The 17,363-nt window shown below is 67.3% G+C and carries 16 protein-coding genes; 4 read left to right on the forward strand and 12 right to left on the reverse strand.

The window, feature by feature from the left end:
* Nucleotides 1-114: 114 nt before the first annotated feature.
* Nucleotides 115-1,293, forward strand: coding sequence for a glycosyltransferase family 1 protein (locus BDW41_RS01695; RefSeq protein ID WP_074547194.1), 1,179 nt, complete (start codon nucleotides 115-117; stop codon nucleotides 1,291-1,293).
* A 214-nt stretch (nucleotides 1,294-1,507) separates the two neighbouring features.
* Nucleotides 1,508-2,077 (forward strand): phosphatase PAP2 family protein, encoded by a 570-nt coding sequence (locus tag BDW41_RS01700; RefSeq protein ID WP_074547193.1) that lies wholly within the window; start codon nucleotides 1,508-1,510, stop codon nucleotides 2,075-2,077.
* Nucleotides 2,078-2,678: 601 nt separating this feature from the next.
* On the opposite strand, the gene accD is transcribed toward BDW41_RS01700, so the two are convergent.
* Genes accD through trpB form a run of 3 tightly spaced genes read right to left on the reverse strand, consistent with a single transcriptional unit; the run spans nucleotide 2,679 to nucleotide 5,611 of the window.
* Nucleotides 2,679-3,551: an acetyl-CoA carboxylase, carboxyltransferase subunit beta gene (gene accD / locus BDW41_RS01705; protein WP_074547192.1), complete on the reverse strand. Its 873-nt coding sequence runs from the start codon at nucleotides 3,549-3,551 to the stop codon at nucleotides 2,679-2,681.
* A 54-nt stretch (nucleotides 3,552-3,605) separates the two neighbouring features.
* Entirely contained in the window at nucleotides 3,606-4,406 is an 801-nt protein-coding gene (gene trpA, locus BDW41_RS01710; protein ID WP_074547191.1) for a tryptophan synthase subunit alpha, read from the reverse strand.
* On the reverse strand, nucleotides 4,403-5,611 hold the full coding sequence (gene trpB, locus BDW41_RS01715; RefSeq protein WP_074547190.1) for a tryptophan synthase subunit beta: 1,209 nt from the start codon (nucleotides 5,609-5,611) through the stop codon (nucleotides 4,403-4,405). Before trpB ends, trpA begins: the two co-directional genes overlap by 4 nt.
* Before the next feature lie 103 nt (nucleotides 5,612-5,714).
* Between trpB and BDW41_RS01720 the strand changes: the two genes are divergently transcribed.
* Nucleotides 5,715-6,611, forward strand: coding sequence for a LysR family transcriptional regulator (locus tag BDW41_RS01720; protein WP_074547189.1), 897 nt, complete (start codon nucleotides 5,715-5,717; stop codon nucleotides 6,609-6,611).
* A 132-nt stretch (nucleotides 6,612-6,743) separates the two neighbouring features.
* Here BDW41_RS01720 and BDW41_RS01725 read toward each other — a convergent pair whose 3' ends face one another.
* The 9 genes from BDW41_RS01725 to prmB form a co-directional block, all read right to left on the reverse strand.
* Nucleotides 6,744-7,391, reverse strand: a complete 648-nt coding sequence (locus tag BDW41_RS01725; protein WP_074547188.1) for a phosphoribosylanthranilate isomerase — start codon at nucleotides 7,389-7,391, stop codon at nucleotides 6,744-6,746.
* Nucleotides 7,388-8,155 (reverse strand): tRNA pseudouridine(38-40) synthase TruA, encoded by a 768-nt coding sequence (gene truA, locus BDW41_RS01730; protein ID WP_074547337.1) that lies wholly within the window; start codon nucleotides 8,153-8,155, stop codon nucleotides 7,388-7,390. The genes BDW41_RS01725 and truA overlap by 4 nt, the downstream gene beginning before the upstream one ends.
* Before the next feature lie 105 nt (nucleotides 8,156-8,260).
* Nucleotides 8,261-10,654: a FimV/HubP family polar landmark protein gene (locus BDW41_RS01735; protein ID WP_074547187.1), complete on the reverse strand. Its 2,394-nt coding sequence runs from the start codon at nucleotides 10,652-10,654 to the stop codon at nucleotides 8,261-8,263.
* A gap of 201 nt (nucleotides 10,655-10,855) precedes the next feature.
* A complete protein-coding gene (locus tag BDW41_RS01740; protein WP_074547186.1) occupies nucleotides 10,856-11,146 on the reverse strand; it encodes a hypothetical protein in 291 nt (96 codons plus the stop codon).
* The gene (locus BDW41_RS01745; RefSeq protein WP_074547185.1) at nucleotides 11,146-12,174 is read right to left on the reverse strand and encodes an aspartate-semialdehyde dehydrogenase; all 1,029 of its coding nucleotides are present in this window, start codon (nucleotides 12,172-12,174) and stop codon (nucleotides 11,146-11,148) included. The genes BDW41_RS01740 and BDW41_RS01745 overlap by 1 nt, the downstream gene beginning before the upstream one ends.
* 112 nt (nucleotides 12,175-12,286) lie before the next feature.
* Nucleotides 12,287-13,306 carry a D-glycerate dehydrogenase gene (locus BDW41_RS01750; protein ID WP_074547184.1) on the reverse strand — a complete coding sequence of 340 codons (1,020 nt, stop codon included), beginning with the start codon at nucleotides 13,304-13,306 and terminating at the stop codon, nucleotides 12,287-12,289.
* A gap of 59 nt (nucleotides 13,307-13,365) precedes the next feature.
* Nucleotides 13,366-14,454: a chorismate synthase gene (gene aroC / locus BDW41_RS01755; RefSeq protein WP_074547183.1), complete on the reverse strand. Its 1,089-nt coding sequence runs from the start codon at nucleotides 14,452-14,454 to the stop codon at nucleotides 13,366-13,368.
* Nucleotides 14,455-14,489: 35 nt separating this feature from the next.
* Nucleotides 14,490-15,056 carry a GNAT family protein gene (locus BDW41_RS01760; RefSeq protein WP_074547182.1) on the reverse strand — a complete coding sequence of 189 codons (567 nt, stop codon included), beginning with the start codon at nucleotides 15,054-15,056 and terminating at the stop codon, nucleotides 14,490-14,492.
* A 13-nt stretch (nucleotides 15,057-15,069) separates the two neighbouring features.
* Nucleotides 15,070-15,996, reverse strand: a complete 927-nt coding sequence (gene prmB, locus BDW41_RS01765) for a 50S ribosomal protein L3 N(5)-glutamine methyltransferase (RefSeq protein ID WP_074547181.1) — start codon at nucleotides 15,994-15,996, stop codon at nucleotides 15,070-15,072.
* Nucleotides 15,997-16,214: 218 nt separating this feature from the next.
* Between prmB and BDW41_RS01770 the strand changes: the two genes are divergently transcribed.
* On the forward strand, nucleotides 16,215-17,336 hold the full coding sequence (locus BDW41_RS01770; RefSeq protein ID WP_110301508.1) for a VCBS repeat-containing protein: 1,122 nt from the start codon (nucleotides 16,215-16,217) through the stop codon (nucleotides 17,334-17,336).
* Nucleotides 17,337-17,363 lie beyond the last annotated feature (27 nt).

Raw genomic sequence — 17,363 nt, forward strand, 5'->3', positions numbered from 1 at the left:
GCGCGTCATGGTGCGCCTGGCCCGTTAAATCCGTCATGCCGCCGTCATACACGCGCCACGCCCCCGCAACGCCGCGAGAGGAATCTGCGCAGGGCCAGCCAACGGTATGTTCAAGTGCGCATCGGCATCGTCAGCGAAACCTATCCACCCGAAATCAACGGCGTGGCACTGACCGTGCACAGCCTCGCCGCCGGGCTCGCTGCGCAGGGCCACACGGTCGACCTGATCCGTCCCCGCCAGCGGCAACCCTTCAAGGACGAACCCGGCATCGCCACGCTCGAAGTACGCGGCGCCTCCCTGCCCCGCTATCCCGGCCTGCGTTTCGGCTGGCCCGCGGGCGGCACGCTGCGCGAACGCTGGACGCGCCTGCGCCCCGACGCCATCTACGTCGCCACCGAAGGTCCGCTGGGCTGGTCCGCCGTGCGCGCGGCCAAGCGCCTCGGCATTCCCACGGCCACCGGCTTCCACACCCGTTTCGACGCCTACGCCAATCACTATGGCGTGGGTTTCCTCACGCCGGTGGTGCGCAACTACCTGCGCAACTTCCATCGCCGCGCGAAGGCCACGCTGGTGCCGACCGACGCACTCGCCACCGAACTGACCGCGCTGGGCGTGGACACGGCGCGGCTGCTGCGCCGTGCCGTCGATACGCGTCTGTTCCACCCCAGCCATCGCAGCGCCGAGCTGCGCGCCACCTGGGACGTGGACGGCAACACGCCCGTGGTGCTCTACGTGGGCCGCATCGCGGCGGAAAAGAATCTCGACCTGGCTGTGCGGACCTTCCGCGCGATCCAGCGCCACGTGCCCAAGGCGCGCTACGTGTGGGTGGGCGATGGCCCGGCGCGCGCGGCGCTGCAGGCGGCCAATCCCGATTTCATCTTTGCCGGCATGCAGCGCGGCGAGGACCTGGCGCGGCACTACGCCAGCGCGGATCTGTTCCCGTTTCCCAGCCTGAGCGAAACCTTCGGCAACGTGATCCTGGAGGCGCTGGCCTCGGGCCTGCCCGTGGTCGCCTATGAGGAAGGTGCGGCGCGCGAGCACCTGCATCCGGGCCGCAACGGCTACCGCATCGAGGCAGGCAACGAGAAGGCCTTTATCGAATCCGCCGTGATGCTGGCCTCCAACGCCAGCCTGATCCGCCACATGGGCCGCGCGGCACATGCCGGCATGGCCCACCTTTCACCCGACGCTGTCATCAACGAGTTCGAAAACCTGCTGTGTCAACTAGGGCGGGTTGACACCCACGAAGTGGCCCGCGCCGTATCTGTTTGCGCGCAGGCCAAGGAAGAATGAGGGCGTGTATGTCGATACACAACCGAATGATGACGCAGGCATGCGGGCAAACAGATACGGCCCTCCGGGTTGCCTTTCCCAAGCGCGCTGAGGGTGGCGCGACGCTTGAACAGGCCACCAGCCTGCCCCGCGCGCCGCACCACCCTCAGCGCGCTTGGGAAAGGCAACGAGGGCCACTTCGTGGGTGTCAACCCGCCCTCCCCAGGAGAACGCCATGAACACCCTGCCACCGCTGCACACGCCTGAACTCTCAGGACCGCGCTTCGCCATCGACCGCCGCATGTGCGTGGCGGCGAACCGCTGGGGCGCACGGCGCGCCGTCGGCGTGTTCTTCGGCATCATCAGCCGGCTTGGCGATGGCGTGTTCTGGTACTCGCTGATGGCCGTGCTGGCCCTGGTCGACGGCCACCGCGGCCTGCTCGCCGCCGCGCAGATGGCGATCACCGGCCTCACCGCGCTGCTGCTCTACCGTCTGCTCAAGCGCTGGACGCGCCGCCCGCGCCCGTTCCGCGCCTGCCCCGGTGTGATCGCCCACGTGCCGCCGCTGGACGAGTTCAGCTTCCCTTCGGGCCACACGCTGCAGGCGGTGAGCTTTACCGTGGTGGCGCTTGCCTGGTATCCGCTGCTCGCCCCGCTGCTGCTCACCTTCACTGCCCTGGTGGGCGCCTCGCGCGTGATCCTCGGCTTGCACTATCCGAGCGACGTGATCGCCGCCACGGCGATCGGCAGCGCGCTGGGTGCGCTGTCGCTGTGGCTGCTGCCGTTCCACGCACTGCTCGGTTGATCGGAAACAACGCGACACACCAGGCAAGCGCGTGCGCATTTGCGCACCAATGCGTCGTCATCGCTTTGGCATCAGCAAGATAGCCTACCTATCCACAGGCTTTTCCTGTGCGCATCCACATTCGCTGTGGAAAACATTACGCAGTTCCGATGCCCGGCACTGTGCAAATCTTCGCCACGGCGTCACGAACACCTTGCGTGGCAGGCAGTTGCGATGCTTGTCCACAGCTTTGTTCCATCCGCATCCACAATCGCTGTGGAAAACACGCGTCGATTGATCAAGAAATCAGCACGGCGTGACAAGTGATTGTCGGCAAAGGCGTGATTCGCGCTTTTCCACAGGCTTATGCAGGTGGAGTCCACATGCGCTGTGGAAAAGATCATTCGCCACTCTTGTAACGGCGGCATTCCTGCATGCAAAGCCGGGCAAGCAAGGCCCTGCGCATTTGCGCATCAATGCGTCATCACCGCTTTGCCGTCAGTGACATAGCACACCTATCCACAAGCTTCTCTCGCGTGCATCCACATTCGCTATGGAAAACCGCGCATAAAAAGACAGCGCCCGGAGGCGCTGTCTTTGGTGTATCGATGATCCGCGTCGATCAGGCGACGCGCGGCGCCTTCATCAGGATGCCCAGCAGGTCCGCCAGCTTGTCGCGCATTTCGCGGCGATCGACGATCAGGTCGACGGCGCCATGTTCCACCAAGAACTCCGAACGCTGGAAGCCTTCCGGCAGGGTCTCGCGCACGGTCTGCTCGATCACGCGCGGGCCGGCGAAACCGATCAGCGCCTTTGGCTCGGCGACGTTGATGTCGCCCAGCATGCCCAGGCTCGCGGACACGCCACCGGTGGTGGGGTCGGTCAGCACGCTGATATAGGGCACGCCGGCATCGCGCAGCTTGGCCAGTGCCGCCGAGGTCTTGGCCATCTGCATCAGCGAGAACAGCGACTCCTGCATGCGCGCGCCGCCGGTGGCGGAGAAGCACACGAGCGCGCTGCGGTCGGCCAGGGCGCGCTCGGCGGCGCGGGTGAACTTCTCGCCCACCACGGAGCCCATGGAGCCGCCCATGTAGGAGAACTCGAAGGCCACGGCCATCAGCGGACGGCCCTTCAGGCGGCCGCTCATGGCGATCAGTGCGTCTTTTTCGCCGGTGTTCTTCTGCGCGGCCACGATGCGGTCGCGATACTTCTTGGAGTCACGGAACTTGAGTGGATCGGTGGGCTCCATGCTGGCCCACAGCTCCTGCGCGGAACCCGGATCCAGAAGCGCATCCAGGCGCACGCGCGCCTCGATGGCATGGTGGTGTCCGCACTTGGGGCAGACCATCAGGTTGCGTTCCAGCTCCGGACGGTAGAGCACCGTGCCGCAGCCATTGCACTTCTCCCATACGCCTTCGGGCACCTTGCCCTTGCCGGCGTTGCCGGTGGCTTCCGTGCGGGCACGGGGAGTCATGATTTTCTGGAGCCAGTTCATCGCAACACCTCAAACGTTCATGACGCGACGCCGCGTCACGAACGCAGCGTGTTCTCAATGCGCATCCAGCGCGGCGCGGATGGGCGCCAGGAAATCCCTGGCCCGCGCGGTGGCGTCGTCGACGCCTTCCGCGCCTGCCAGGCGCTCCACCAGCGCGGTGCCGATCACCACCGCATCCGCAAACCCGGCAATGGCCTTGGCCGACTGCGCATCGCGCACGCCGAAACCCACGGCCACCGGCGCTTTCGACTTCGACCGGATATCCGCGACGCGGCTGGCGATGTCGCTGGTGCTCAACCGCGCCGCACCGGTGATGCCGGTGAACGAGACATAGTACAGGAAACCCTCGGCCGACCCGCACAACTGCACCATACGCGCGGGTGCGGTGGTGGGCGCGGCAAGCAGGATCCGCTGCAGGCCGGCCTTGCGCAAAGGCTCGAGCACGGCCGATTCCTCCAGCGGGCAATCCACCACCAGCACTCCGTCCACGCCGGCTTGCACAGCCTCCGTGGCGAAGCGTTCGTAGCCGTGGATCTCCAGCGGATTCAGGTAGCCCATCAGCACCACGGGCGTATCGCCGTCGCGCTGGCGGAACTGCGCCACCCAGCCGAGCACGTCGGCCAGGCCCACGCCCTTGGCGATGGCACGCTCGCCGGCGTGCTGGATCACCGGGCCATCGGCCATGGGATCGGAAAACGGCACGCCCAGCTCGATCACGTCGGCGCCCGCGGCCACCAGCGCATGCATCAGCGCCACGACGTGCTCGGGAGACGGATCGCCCGCGGTCACGAACGGGATGAGGCCGGTGCGGCCCTCCGTTTTCAGCTTGGCAAAACGACGGTCGATGCGGCTCATACCTGCACTCCTTCGCGAGCAGCAATGGTGTGCACGTCCTTGTCGCCGCGACCGGACAGGTTGCACAGCACCAGTCCGTCCTTCGGATATTCGCGCGCCAGCTTGATCGCCTGCGCCACCGCGTGGCTGGATTCCAGCGCGGCGAGAATGCCTTCGGTGCGCGCCAGCAGATGGAAGGCTTCCAGTGCTTCGTCGTCGGTCACGCCGACGTATTCGGCGCGACCCGCATCCTTCAGGAACGCATGCTCCGGCCCCACGCCCGGGTAGTCGAGCCCGGCAGAGACGGAATGTGTTTCGGTGATCTGTCCGTTGTCGTCGCACAGCACGTAGGTGCGGTTGCCGTGCAGTACGCCCGGACGGCCCGCCGCCAGCGAGGCCGCGTGATGCCCGGTGGCGATGCCCTCGCCCGCCGCTTCCGCGCCGACGATGCGCACGCCCTTGTCGTTAAGAAAGGCGTGGAACAAGCCGATGGCATTGGAGCCGCCACCCACGCAGGCGGTGATCACGTCCGGCAAGCGGCCAAACTGTTCCTGCACCTGCGCGCGCGCCTCGCGGCCCACGATGGCGTTGAAGTCGCGCACCATCAGCGGATACGGATGCGGCCCGGCCACGGTGCCGATGATGTAGAAGGTGTCGGCCACGTTGGTGACCCAGTCGCGCATGGCTTCGTTGAGCGCGTCCTTGAGCGTCTTCGAACCCGAAGTGACGGACACCACTTCCGCGCCCAGCAGCTTCATACGGTAGACGTTGATCTTCTGGCGCTCGATATCCACCGCGCCCATGTACACCACGCACTTGAGGCCGAAGCGCGCCGCCACCGTGGCGCTGGCCACGCCGTGCTGGCCCGCGCCCGTTTCCGCGATGATGCGCGGCTTGCCCATGCGCCGGGCGACCAGGGCCTGGCCGATGGTGTTGTTGATCTTGTGCGCGCCGGTGTGGTTCAGGTCCTCGCGCTTGAGCAGGATGCGCGCGCCGCCCACGTGCTGGCTCAACCGCTCGGCGTAGTACACCGGGCTGGGACGGCCCACGTAGTACTTCAGGTCGCGGTCCAGCTCGGCGATGAAGTCGGGATCCTGCCGCAGGCGCAGGTAGGCCTCGGTCAGCTCGGCCAGCGGGGCCATCAGGGTTTCGGCGACGTAGCTGCCGCCGTACTGGCCGAAGCGCCCGTGCTCGTCCGGGTAGGCGCTGAAATCGATCGTGCTCATGGGCGTCGGAAAGTCACAGGAGAAGGCGCCCAAGCTACCCCAAAGCGCCCGTGGCAAAAAGCGATATGATGGCCGGCATCCGTCAGAAAAACTCACACGTGCCATGCCCCGCGCCCTACCTTCGCTCAATGCCCTGCTCGCCTTCGAGGCCGCCGCCCGGCTCGGCAGCGTGAGCCGCGCCGCCACCGAATTGCACGTCACCCACGGCGCCGTGAGTCGCCACATCCGCGCGCTGGAGGAAGACCTGCGCACCGCCCTGTTCCAGCGGCAGGGGCGCGGCCTGGTGCTGACCCCGGCCGGGCAGCGCCTGCGCGACACCAGCACTAGCGCTTTCGCCCAGTTGCGCGACACCTGCGACGAGCTGCGCACCGGCACCGCCCACATGCCCTTCGTGCTGGGCTGCCCGGTAAGCCTGCTGGCCCGCTGGATGATTCCCCGGCTGGAGCGCCTGATGGCCGAACTGCCGGAACTGGACCTGCACCTGCGCCCGCAGGAAACCGCCTTCGACGAATCGCTGGCCGGGCTCGATGCCGCCGTGATGGCCGGCGAGCCGCCGTGGCCGCCGGGCTGGCGCGTGCATCCGCTGGCCCATGAACGCATCGGCCCGGTCGCCAGCCCCGCCTTCGCCAAGGCGCATCGCCTGGTCCGCAGCCGCCCGCAGGCGCTCCACGATCAGGCGCTGCTGCACACCCTGTCGCGGCCCGACGCGTGGCCAAGCTGGGCGGAAAGCATGCACCTGCCCGCCAAGCGGCTGAAGCCCGGCCAGGGCTATCCGCACCTCTATCACATGATCGAAGCTGCCGTGGCCGGCCGTGGCGTGGCCATCGCGCCCGAACCGCTGGTCGCCGACGACCTGGCTTCCGGCCGTCTCATCGCGCCCTGGGGTTTCCAGGACATCCGCGCGCAGTGGATCCTGGCGACGCCTGCACGCATCTCCGATCCGCGCGCCGAACCACTGGCCGCGTGGCTCAAGGCTTCGTTCGCCGATCAGGGCCAGTAGCCGGCGCGGTGTGCGCAATCGCGCGCCAGCGTGTCGCGATGCCTTTGGCATCAGTGGGATAGGTCACCTATCCACAGTGTTTTCCAGCAGGCATCCACATTGGCTGTGGAAAACTGCGTCGCCGGTGGCGGGCTAGCGGCGAGTCACATCCGGCTCGATCGAGCTGTCCGCCTCGCGCACCGCATGGATGAAACCGGCCAGCTTGCGGGCGTCCTTGATGCCCGGCGCCGATTCGATGCCGCTGGCGACATCGACGCCCCAAGGGTGGGCGAGCCGCACGGCCTGGGCCACGTTGGCCGGATTAAGGCCGCCCGCAAGAATCAAGGGCTGCGTCAAGTCGCGCGGCATCAGCGACCAGTCGAATGCCTTGCCGCTGCCGCCGGCTTCGCCCAGGCCGTGTCCGTCCAGAAGCAGGCCGGCCGCACCGGGATAGCGTTGCAGTTGGGGCAGCGCCGCCGCGCCCTCGCCCATCGCCATGGCCTTGAGGTAATGAAGCCCGAACTGCGCGCACCAGTCGTCCGGTTCCGCGCCATGGAACTGCGCCATGTCCGGCCGGATCGCCTCGATGGCTTCACGCACAAAGCCCGCGTCGTCGTCCATGAACAAGGCCACCGTGGTGACGAACGGCGGCATGGCGCGCACGATGGTTTGCGCCTGCTCCACGGAGACGCGCCGCTTGCTGCGTGCCGTCAGCACGACGCCGATGGCATCCGCGCCCTGCTGCGCGGCGAACAGGGCGTCCTCCACGCGGGTCATGCCGCAGCATTTGATGCGCGTCATTGGCTGACCTCGGCCGGCAGGCCCCATTGCGCCTCGTAGCGCGGCCCCAGAAAGGTCAGGCCCGACGCGGGCGCGGTAGGACCGGCCACTTCGCGGTTTCGCCCTTCCAGCAGCTCGCGCATCCACGTCACCGGCTGCTCGCCACGACCGATCGGCAACAGCGAGCCGACGATGTTGCGCACCATGTGATGCAGGAAGGCATTGGCCTCGATCTCCACGATGACCTGTTCTTCGTCGCGACGCACACTCACTGCCAGCACCTCGCGCCGGGCGTGCTTGGCCTGGCAGGAAATGGCGCGGAACGCGCTGAAATCGTGCTCGCCCACGATGGCCTGCGCCGCCTCGTGCATGCGCGCGGCGTCGAGCGGCAGACGCTCCCAGGTGACGTAGCGGCCTTCGAGCGCGGCGCGCACCTGGCGGTTGAGGATGCGGTAGCGGTAGCGCCGGCTGCGCGCCGAAAAACGCGCGTGGAAGGTCGGTTCCACCGGTTGCGCCCACAGCACCGCGACCGTGGAAGGCAGGTTGGAACAGGTGCCCAACACCCAGCCGCGCATGTCGCGCTGGACGTCGGTGTCGAAATGCACCACCTGGCAACGCCCGTGCACGCCGGCATCGGTGCGCCCCGCGCAGGTCACTTCAATCGGCTGGGCCGCGACGGACGACAGCGCACGCTCCAAAGCACCCTGCACGGTTTCCCCGTGAGTGAGCCGTTGCCAGCCGGAGAACTCGGTGCCGTCGTATTCGATACCCAGGGCGATGCGCATGAAATCCAGTGAAAACAGCCAGCGGAAGCGCAAAGGTTAGCAGGCCCGAAACGCACACGGGCCGGCAAAGGCCGGCCCGTGCGGGGTGTTACGGGAAAGGCGGTATCAGCGGATGCTTTCGAGCAGGCGCTTGGCCACGTCCTTCTGCATCTGCGAACCCTCGTGCATGACTTCTTCCAGCATGGCCTGTGCGCCATCCGGATCGCCCATGTCGAGGTAGGCGCGCGCCAGATCGAGCTTGGTGTCCACCGGATCGTCGGTGAGCTGCCCACCCAGGTCATGGTCCAGTTCGTGGCTCAGGCCACTGGCCAGATCGTTGTCGACGATGTCGTGGCCGAAGCCGTGATCCGTAGCGTGGGCATGCAGCGGCTTCTCTTCCGCCTCGTCGGCCTCGGGCTCCGCGAAGTGCCAGGTGGAGGCATGCACGTCGTGTTCTTCCTGCGCTTCCTCGCGGCTCGCCGGTGCCGGGGCGCTGGCGTGCGACTGGGCCGGCTTCGGGGTCAGGTCGAAATCGAAGTGATAGCCGCTGACCTTGGGCGCATTGGGAGCGGACGACGCCGGAAGCGGCGGCGGCGTTTCGTCGTGATCCTTGGCGTAGGCGCCCAGGTCGAAATGGTCCAGCGCCTCGTGTTCGTCCCCCACGTGCGCACGCGGCGCCCCGTGGGCAAACAGCGGGTGCTCGGGCACCAGGTCTTCGCCCATGTGCACCACATCCACCCATTCCGGCTGCTGCGGGTCGGTGATGTGGGCGTGCATGGCTTCCGCGGCGGCCTCGAAATGCTCGACGTCGCGGCGGCTGTAATAGAGGCTGACCAGTTCCAGGTGCAGGCCGATGTCGTCCGGATGCTCGGCGAGCTGGTCGAGCAGTTCGTCCTGGTCGTGGTCGGCGCCATCTACGCCGTCCGCCGGCATGGTGCCGAAGCGGTCGGCCAGCGACGACGTGCCGGCCGCGGCGGCCGGGGTCGCCGCCTTGCGGCTGCGCCCACGCAGGGCGGCCAGCAGGCCGAGCAGGATGACGCCGGCACCGGCGCCCCATGCCCAGGTCTGCATGTACCAAGGTTCTTCGTCAGCAACCGGCGCAGGCTTGGCGGCGGGCTTCACCGCCGGTGTCGCCGGCGCGGGCTTGGCCGCGGCCACCGGGGCCGAGCTGGCGTGCGCCGGCGCGGCGGCGCTGGATGCCGTAGCGGCAGCGGTGGCGGGTGCGCTCGCGGCCGCGGCCGGCTCGTTGGCCTTGACCACCGTCTCCACCTCGGGTGCCTTGGCCGATGCGGCCTTGGCGGGCGAGACCGGCGCCGTGGCGGCCACCGCAGGCTGGCCGGCGGCCTTGCGGGCTTCGGCCAGCTTGTGCTGCAGGTCGGCGATCTCGGAATCCTTCAGCGACAACAGGCGCTGGTTCTTGCCGTTGATGTCTTCCAGATCCTTCAGGCGCGACTTGAGTTCGTCCCCCTGCTTGGTCAGCGAGGCCAGGGCTTCCTGGCTGCGCAGCAGATCCTGGTGCAGGGCCGCCATGCCCTTCTCGGCGGCGGCCTTGTCACCCTTGCCGCCACGGCCGGCGGCATTGTCCGAACCCTCCTTGGCGGGAACCAGGGCAAGGTGATCGCCCGCCGGCGCTGCCGCGGCAGGCGCGGAGGAGGCGTTGGCGCGCGTACCGGCGTCGGCGACCGTGGTCGGCACCTTGGCGGCGCCGGAGCGCCAGTCGCTGTTCTGGCGACGCACTTCGGCCAGGGCGGCCGCGGCGGCCATGGCCTGCGCGTCGTCCTTGGTCGGCACGCGTAGCACCGCGCCGCTCTTCAGGGCGTTGATGTTGTCGCGGTAGAAGGCGTCCGGGTTGGCCGTCTTCAGCGCGATCAGCATCTGGTTCATGTCCACGCCGGCCGGCGCGGTTTCATGGGCGATGGCGGACAGCGTCTGGCCGCTCTCGACCGTGTAGGTGCCGCCACCGGCCGCACGCGGCGCCGGCGCGGGACGGGCCGGCTTGGCTTCCGGAGCCGGAGCCGCGGCCGTGGACTCGCTGCTGGACGCGGCCGGCGGCGTCGCCATCGCGCGGCGGGACGCCTTGCCGCCCGACTGCGTCGGTGCGCGGGTCGCGGGCACGTTGCCGGCAGCGCTGCCGGGTGGATCGAGCAGGATGGTGAATTCGCGCAGGCTCTTGCCGGCGGCGTTGTTCACTTCGACCAGCAGGTCGAGGTAGGGATCGTTGACCGGCGCGGCGCTGGTGATGCGGATCACCTTCCTGCCGTTGGCGCCGTCGACCACCGCGAACCGGAGGGGAACCGTCGGGCCGGCCGCGACGCCCGCCTGGGCGGCGTCCTCGGAGGACGCAAGCCGGGCGGTGAGGTTCTGCAGCTCGGCCGGGCTGTCGGGGTTGACCGGGATTTCGGCCAGCAGCGGCTGCCCCAGGGCGGATTTCACCTGGATCTGGCCCAGCTCCAGAGCGGCCGCCTGGCTACTGCCGAGGGCGAGCGCCAGCAGTATCGACAGCTTCAACGAACGATTCATCGTGTTTTCCCCCGAACGACCCCGTGACATTCTTATCGGCACACCGAAACACGGCAGCACCCGCAACGAGGCGTCACTTTAGTTAGATACAAGCCAATCAACAATAGCGTTGATCAGTATTTACAGCACCTTGCTGGCGCTTCTTCTCGTGGGACAGCGCCTCCGGGAGACCCAAGCCGGGCTCCCGGGGCGCCGCCTGCATCAATGACCGGCCGGCTGCGAGGCGGAGTTCAGCGCCTTCAACTGGGCCTGCAGTTCGGCAATGGTCTGGTCCTGCTGCTTGAGCCTGGCGTCCGCATCGTGGGACTTGCCCTCTTCCCGCGCCACGTCGCCCTGCAACTGCTTCACCGTCGCCTGCTGTTTCTGGATCGCCTGGTCGATCTGCTTCTGGTCGCCCGCCTGGGCGGCCGGCGTCGTCGACGGCTGTGCCGCCCGGGCAGGTACAGCGAACACCAGTGCACACATTACCAACCCGGTCAGCACATGCTTCATTACAGATAGTCCTTGATGAGAAGTTCAGCGATTTGAACGGCGTTGAGCGCCGCGCCCTTGCGGATGTTGTCCGAGACGACCCAAAGATCCAGGCCGCGCTCATGCGAGATGTCCTCGCGGATGCGGCCCACGAACACCGGGTCCTTGCCAGCCGCGTCGCTCACCGGCGTGGGATAGCCGCCGGCCTTGCGCTCATCCACCACCACCACGCCCTCGGCCTTTTCCAGCAGCTCTCGTGCCTGCCCGGCGGTGATCTTGTCGCGGGTCTCGATGTGCACGGCCTCGGAGTGGCCGTAGAACACCGGCACGCGCACCGCGGTGGGATTCACCTGGATGGTGGGGTCTTCGAGGATCTTGCGCGTCTCCCACACCATCTTCATTTCTTCCTTGGTGTAGCCGTTGGGCTGGAAGTCGTCGATGTGCGGGATCACGTTGAACGCGATCTGCTTGGAGAATTTCTGGCTTTCCACGTCCTGGAAGCTGAGCAGCGCGGCGGTCTGCTTGCCAAGTTCCTCCAGGCCGCTGCGACCCGCGCCCGACACGGACTGGTAGGTCGCCACGTTGATGCGCTCGATGCCCACCGCGCGATGGATCGGCGCCAGCGCCACCAGCATGCCCATGGTCGAGCAGTTGGGGTTGGCGATGATGCCGCGCGTGGTGTACTCGGCGATGGCGTGCGGGTTCACCTCGCTCACCACCAGGGGGATGTCGTCCTGGTAGCGGAACTCGGAGGTGTTGTCGATCACCACCGCGCCGGCCGCGGCGGCACGCGGCGCGTGCTCGCGGCTGACCGAGCCGCCGGCCGAGAAGAAGGCGATATCGACCCCGTTGAAGTCGTAATCGGCCAGGTTTTTCACGGTGACCTGTTTGCCGCCGAAAGTGACTTTTTCACCCGCCGAGCGCTCGCTCGCCAGCGGCACCAGCTCGCTGACGGGGAATTCGCGCTCGGCCAGGATGGCCAGCAGGGTTTCACCCACGGCGCCCGTTGCGCCGACCATTGCCACCTTGTAGCTGCTCTTCTTGCTCATGTCCCGTTATCAGGTAGGAGGAGTGGGAAAACCGCTCCGGCCTCCGCATCAGCGGAAATCTAGCCGGGGCGGCGTGCAAAACAACCAGCGACACGCATGGGCGTGAATGTCATCACGCTTTATGTGCGGACCCGCGTGCCAAAACCGCCGGATTGAGCGGAGTCGGCGGTTTTCCCGCCGCCTCGCCGTAGCCCAGCGCCGCAATCACATTGTCCACCGCCAGGTTGGCCATCGCGCGGCGGGTTTCTTCGCTGGCGCTGGCGATATGCGGGCTGAGCACCACGTTGTCGAGCGCGAGCAGGTCCGGATGGACCTGCGGCTCGCCCTCGAACACGTCCAGCCCCGCTGCCGCCAGCCTGCCTTCGCGCAACGCCGCGGCCAGCGCCGCGTCGTCCACGATGCCGCCGCGGGCGATGTTCACCAGCACGGCGGACGATTTCATCCGGGCCAGCTCCGGCGCGCCGATGGCGTGGCGGTTCTCCGGCGTGTACGGCAGCACCAGCACCAGGAAATCGGCGCGGCGCAACAGCTCCGCCTTGTCCACCAGGGTGGCCCTGCACTCGCGCTCCACCATCTCCGGCAGGCGCGAGCGATTGTGGTACAGCACGTTCATGTCGAAGCCGGCCGCGCGACGGGCGATGCCCTGCCCGATGCGTCCCATGCCCAGGATGCCAAGAGTGCGGCCATGCACGTCCAGGCCCATCCAGTCGTCGAAGCGCATGTTGCTGCCGGGCCACTGCCCTGCCCGCAGCCAGCGCTCCGCCGCGCCAACACGGCGCGCCGCCGCCAGCATCAGCGCCCAGGCGAAATCGGCCACGCTCTCGGTCAGCACGTCGGGCGTGTTGCTGGCGAGAATGCCGTGGCGGGTCAGCGCGTCCAGATCGAGGTTGTTGTGGCCCACGCCGAGGTTGGCGACCACCTTCAGGCGCGTGTTGCCATCGAGCACGGCGGCGTCGATGCGGTCGGCCAGCCCCACCACGGCGGCATCCACGCCGGCCAGCTTGCGCTTGAGTTCGTCCGCCGAGTGGCGATGCTCCACGGCTTCCGCGTCAACCTCAAAATGTTCCGCTAGGCGGGCCAGTACATCTGGAAACAAGGGGCGGGAGACCCAGACTTTCGGTTTGGCTGTCATCAACCTGCTCTTCTTCAGCACGTGCTTGCTGCGCCAGCCCGCGAGCGGACCGGCGCGTTTCAGGGAATGCGGGGAGCAACCTCGCCGACATCGCCGCACTGGGCGCGGTGGCGCAGCGCGTGGTCCATCAGCACCAGCGCCATCATGGCCTCGGCGATCGGCGTGGCGCGGATGCCCACGCAAGGGTCGTGACGCCCCTTGGTGACCACGTCCACCGGCTCGCCGGCGAGATTCACGCTATGGCCCGGAATGAGGATGCTCGAGGTCGGCTTCAGCGCCATGGAGGCCAGCACCGCCTGCCCCGTGCTGATGCCGCCGAGAATGCCGCCGGCGTGATTGGACGCAAAGCCGTCCATCGCGATCTCGTCGCGATGCTGGCTGCCGTGCTGCGCGACGACGCCGAAACCATCGCCGATTTCCACGCCTTTCACGGCATTGATCGACATCAGCGCCGCGGCGAGGTCGCCATCGAGCTTGCCGTAGATTGGCTCGCCCCAGCCCGGCGGCACGCCATCGGCCACCACGTTGACGCGCGCACCCACCGAATCGCCCGATTTGCGCAAGGCGTCCATGTAGGACTCCAGCGTGGGCACCTCATGCGCGTCGGGCCAGAAGAACGGGTTCTGCTCCACTGCCGTCCAATCGAACGAGCCGGGCGTGATGTCGCCGATCTGCGCGAGGTATCCGCGCACGCGCACGCCGTGACGCTCGGCCAGCCACTTCTTGGCGACCACGCCGGCCGCCACGCGCATGGTCGTCTCGCGCGCCGAGGAACGGCCGCCACCGCGCGGATCGCGGATGCCGTACTTCTGCCAGTAGGTGTAGTCCGCGTGTCCGGGGCGGAAGGTCTGAGCGATGTCGCCATAGTCCTTGCTGCGCTGGTCCGTGTTGCGGATCAGCAGCGCGATCGGCGTGCCGGTGGTCTTGCCTTCGTAGACGCCGGAGAGGATCTCCACCTCATCGGCCTCGCGCCGCTGCGAGGTGTGGCGGCTCCTGCCGGTGGCGCGGCGCTCGAGGTCGGCGCGGAACTCTTCCACGGCGATGGACAGCCCCGGCGGGCAGCCGTCGATCACGCAGCCGATGGCAGGACCGTGGCTCTCGCCGAAGGTGGTGACGGTAAAGAGTTTGCCGAAGGAATTGCTGGACACGGGGCGCGGGTCGTCCGAGGGATAACCCTCACAGCTTACCGCGATGCAGCAAATCCTGCGCCCTTTGCGTGAGCCTCGCGCCATTCGCGCGCCAGCAGGGCAAAAATCACGTCGTCGACCCATTCGCCACGAAAGCGCAGGCTCTCGTGGAAATGCGCCTCCTGGCGCATGCCCACCGCCTTCAGCAAGGCCATGCTGGGCAGGTTGCGCGGGTCGACCGAGGCATGCACGCGATGGACGTCCAGCCTGCCGAACAAGGCCTGGAACAGGCCGCCGAGAGCCTCGCGGGCAAAGCCCTGGCCCTGCGCCGAGGGCGCCAGCGTGATGCCGAATTCGGCCTGCCTGTCGTCGGAGAGGCAAAGCCCGAGATCACCGATCAGGCTGCCATCATCGATACGGCGAATGGCGCGCTGGAACCACTGGCCCGGCGACGGCGCTGCAAGACCGGCCTGGTTGCGGATGAAACCCTTGGCTTCGGCCAGCGATTCCGGCCGCCACCCCTGGTAACGCGACACGTCCGGATCCGAGCGATAGGCGAACAGCGCCGCGGCGTCGCTCTCGCGCAAGCCGTCGAACCACAAACGATCCGTCGCCAGTTCCATAAAAAGCCGGTTCTCAGCGGCCCTTGCGGGCCTGGGCCGCGGCGCGGATCGCGGCGGCGTGCTCGACCAGGTCGCGGCGCTCCAGCGCGAACACGCCCATCGCACCGACCTTGAACTCGATCCACACGAACGGCACTTCCGGCAGCAGTTCCACCAGCTGGCGCTCGCTTTCGCCCACTTCCACGATGAGCAGGCCATCCTCGGTGAGATAGTCCGCCGCTTCGTCGAGCATGCGCACGCAGATGTCCAGACCGTCCTCGCCCGAGGTCAGGCCCAGCTTCGGCTCGTGGCTGTACTCGCCCGGCAACGCGGCGTACTCGTCCTCGGTGACGTACGGCGGGTTCGACACGATGAGGTCGTAGCGACGGCCCTTCAGGCCATTGAACAGATCCGACTTGATCGCCTCGACGCGGCCTTCCACGTGCTGGAAGGCGATGTTCTCGCGCGCCAGCGACAGCGCATCGTCGCTGATGTCGACAATGTCCACCTGCCACTCGGGGTTGTACTCGGCCATGGCGATGCCGATGCAGCCCGAGCCGGTGCACAGGTCCAGCGCGCGCTCGACATGGCGATGGTCCAGCCACGGCTGGAAGCCCGACTCGATCAGTTCGGCGATGGGCGAGCGCGGCACCAGGGCGCGGCGGTCGCTCTTGAACTTCATGCCCGCGAACCAGGTCTCACCCACCAGGTACGCCACCGGTAGCCGCTCGTTGACGCGGCGCTCGATCAGCGCCAGCACGCGCTCGCGCTCCTCCGTGGTCAGGCGGCCCGCGCCATAGGCCGGCGGAATGTCCGGCGGCAGATGCAGGCTGGCCAGCACCAGATGAGTGGCTTCATCGATGGGATTGTCGTGGCTGTGCCCGAAGGTGAGGCCCGCCGCCGAGAAACGGCTCGCGCCATAGCGGATGAAGTCGATGATGGAGGCGAGTTCGTGGGTCACGGCGATATCTGGGCCTAGAGGGATCAGACAGTATAGCCGCAGTGACGGTCACGGCCGTCCGATCCCTCCCCAAGCCCAAACAGCGACTGGCGTCGCAAGCCGGCGCCATTAGCGCTTCCGGCTGATTGTCGGCCACGGTGGCGCCACACAGAATCGTCGCGCGCCCGGTACGGAGGGGATAGTCCCGCCCGGCGCACTCACGTCACCAAGGGGAAAACATGAAGATAGGGAAGCTGGTCTGCGCAGCCGCGATGGCTGCGTGTTTTTCAGTGCCTGCCGTCGCGCAGGAAAGCGTTGACGACGCCGGCCTTACAGTCACCGAACACCCGTTCCTGCAGGAGGCCAACGAGGTCTTCCATGCGGACTACAGCTATACCGCGCCAAACGATGTGGACGGCGACGGACTGAGCGACCTCCTTTGGGCCAATGCCGACCGTGGCCTGGTGGGCTATTGGCTGTCCACCTGGGACTATTCGTCCACGCCCACTTACGTCCGTGGCCCGACCAAGGTCTTCCACGTAAAGCCCGGCTACCACGTCGGCGCTGTCGGTGACCTCAACGGTGACCGCAAGGCGGATCTGGTGTTCACCAACGCCCATCGCGATCTGGAGCTATGGACGTCCAACGGCACCACCTTCGATGTCTCGCATATCGGGCATTACCCCGAAGACTGGCGACTCCTGGGCGCGGGCGACGTGGATGGCGACAACAACGCCGACCTGCTCTGGTGGAATGAAAAGAAGTGCCTGTTCGGCTACTGGCGGATGCAAGGCGCCGCCGTGGTGGAGAAGCAGACCGTCAAGGCTCCCTGCGGCTATCACGTCGCCGCGATCGGCCATTTCATGCAGACATTCAACCTGGACCTCATCTGGACCAGCGACGCGCACGACGTGCTTCTGTGGGCTGGCTCGCCGACCGGTTTCACGTCCACCTTCCTCGGCAACTATGACCCACAGGGGCATATCGTGGGCGCGGCGATTGCAGGCGACTTCGGCGGTATCAATGTCTACGTGAAGAACGACACGCAGCCGCAGTTCACCCAGTATGAGTGGATCCGGTACTACGACAACCAGGGCAATGTGGGGCAAACCACGTTCAACGCCGTCCGCAGCTTGCCGCTGAATCCGGGCGACTACCTCGGAGCAACCGGAAACTTCGACGGCTACGACGAAGCCGTGCTGGTATGGGCGAACGACAAGGCGGCGACCGCTCCCCCGTCCACTCCGGGACAGCTGACCTGGTACGTCAATACCGTTACCTGGCCAAGCCAGGTCGGTTGGCAGTCAGCGACCATCGCCAATTACCGATCGGGCTGGAGGCTGCTCGGGTCACGCCACTGACCAAGGCAGCGACCGGCGGCCCCGCCG

The sequence above is a fragment of the Dyella sp. AtDHG13 genome, from assembly GCF_003201105.1.
Classification (GTDB): Bacteria; Pseudomonadota; Gammaproteobacteria; order Xanthomonadales; family Rhodanobacteraceae; genus Dyella; species Dyella jiangningensis_B.

Excerpts from the sequence above, each read along its gene's own strand:
- BDW41_RS01700 (WP_074547193.1), top strand. The coding sequence starts at position 1,508 with ATGAACACCCTGCCACCGCTGCACACGCCTGAACTCTCAGGACCGCGC.
- accD (WP_074547192.1), bottom strand. The coding sequence starts at position 3,551 with ATGAACTGGCTCCAGAAAATCATGACTCCCCGTGCCCGCACGGAAGCC.
- trpA (WP_074547191.1), bottom strand. The coding sequence starts at position 4,406 with ATGAGCCGCATCGACCGTCGTTTTGCCAAGCTGAAAACGGAGGGCCGC.
- trpB (WP_074547190.1), bottom strand. The coding sequence starts at position 5,611 with ATGAGCACGATCGATTTCAGCGCCTACCCGGACGAGCACGGGCGCTTC.
- BDW41_RS01720 (WP_074547189.1), top strand. The coding sequence starts at position 5,715 with ATGCCCCGCGCCCTACCTTCGCTCAATGCCCTGCTCGCCTTCGAGGCC.
- BDW41_RS01725 (WP_074547188.1), bottom strand. The coding sequence starts at position 7,391 with ATGACGCGCATCAAATGCTGCGGCATGACCCGCGTGGAGGACGCCCTG.
- truA (WP_074547337.1), bottom strand. The coding sequence starts at position 8,155 with ATGCGCATCGCCCTGGGTATCGAATACGACGGCACCGAGTTCTCCGGC.
- BDW41_RS01735 (WP_074547187.1), bottom strand. The coding sequence starts at position 10,654 with ATGAATCGTTCGTTGAAGCTGTCGATACTGCTGGCGCTCGCCCTCGGC.
- BDW41_RS01740 (WP_074547186.1), bottom strand. The coding sequence starts at position 11,146 with ATGAAGCATGTGCTGACCGGGTTGGTAATGTGTGCACTGGTGTTCGCT.
- BDW41_RS01745 (WP_074547185.1), bottom strand. The coding sequence starts at position 12,174 with ATGAGCAAGAAGAGCAGCTACAAGGTGGCAATGGTCGGCGCAACGGGC.
- BDW41_RS01750 (WP_074547184.1), bottom strand. The coding sequence starts at position 13,306 with ATGACAGCCAAACCGAAAGTCTGGGTCTCCCGCCCCTTGTTTCCAGAT.
- BDW41_RS01760 (WP_074547182.1), bottom strand. The coding sequence starts at position 15,056 with ATGGAACTGGCGACGGATCGTTTGTGGTTCGACGGCTTGCGCGAGAGC.
- BDW41_RS01770 (WP_110301508.1), top strand. The coding sequence starts at position 16,215 with ATGAAGATAGGGAAGCTGGTCTGCGCAGCCGCGATGGCTGCGTGTTTT.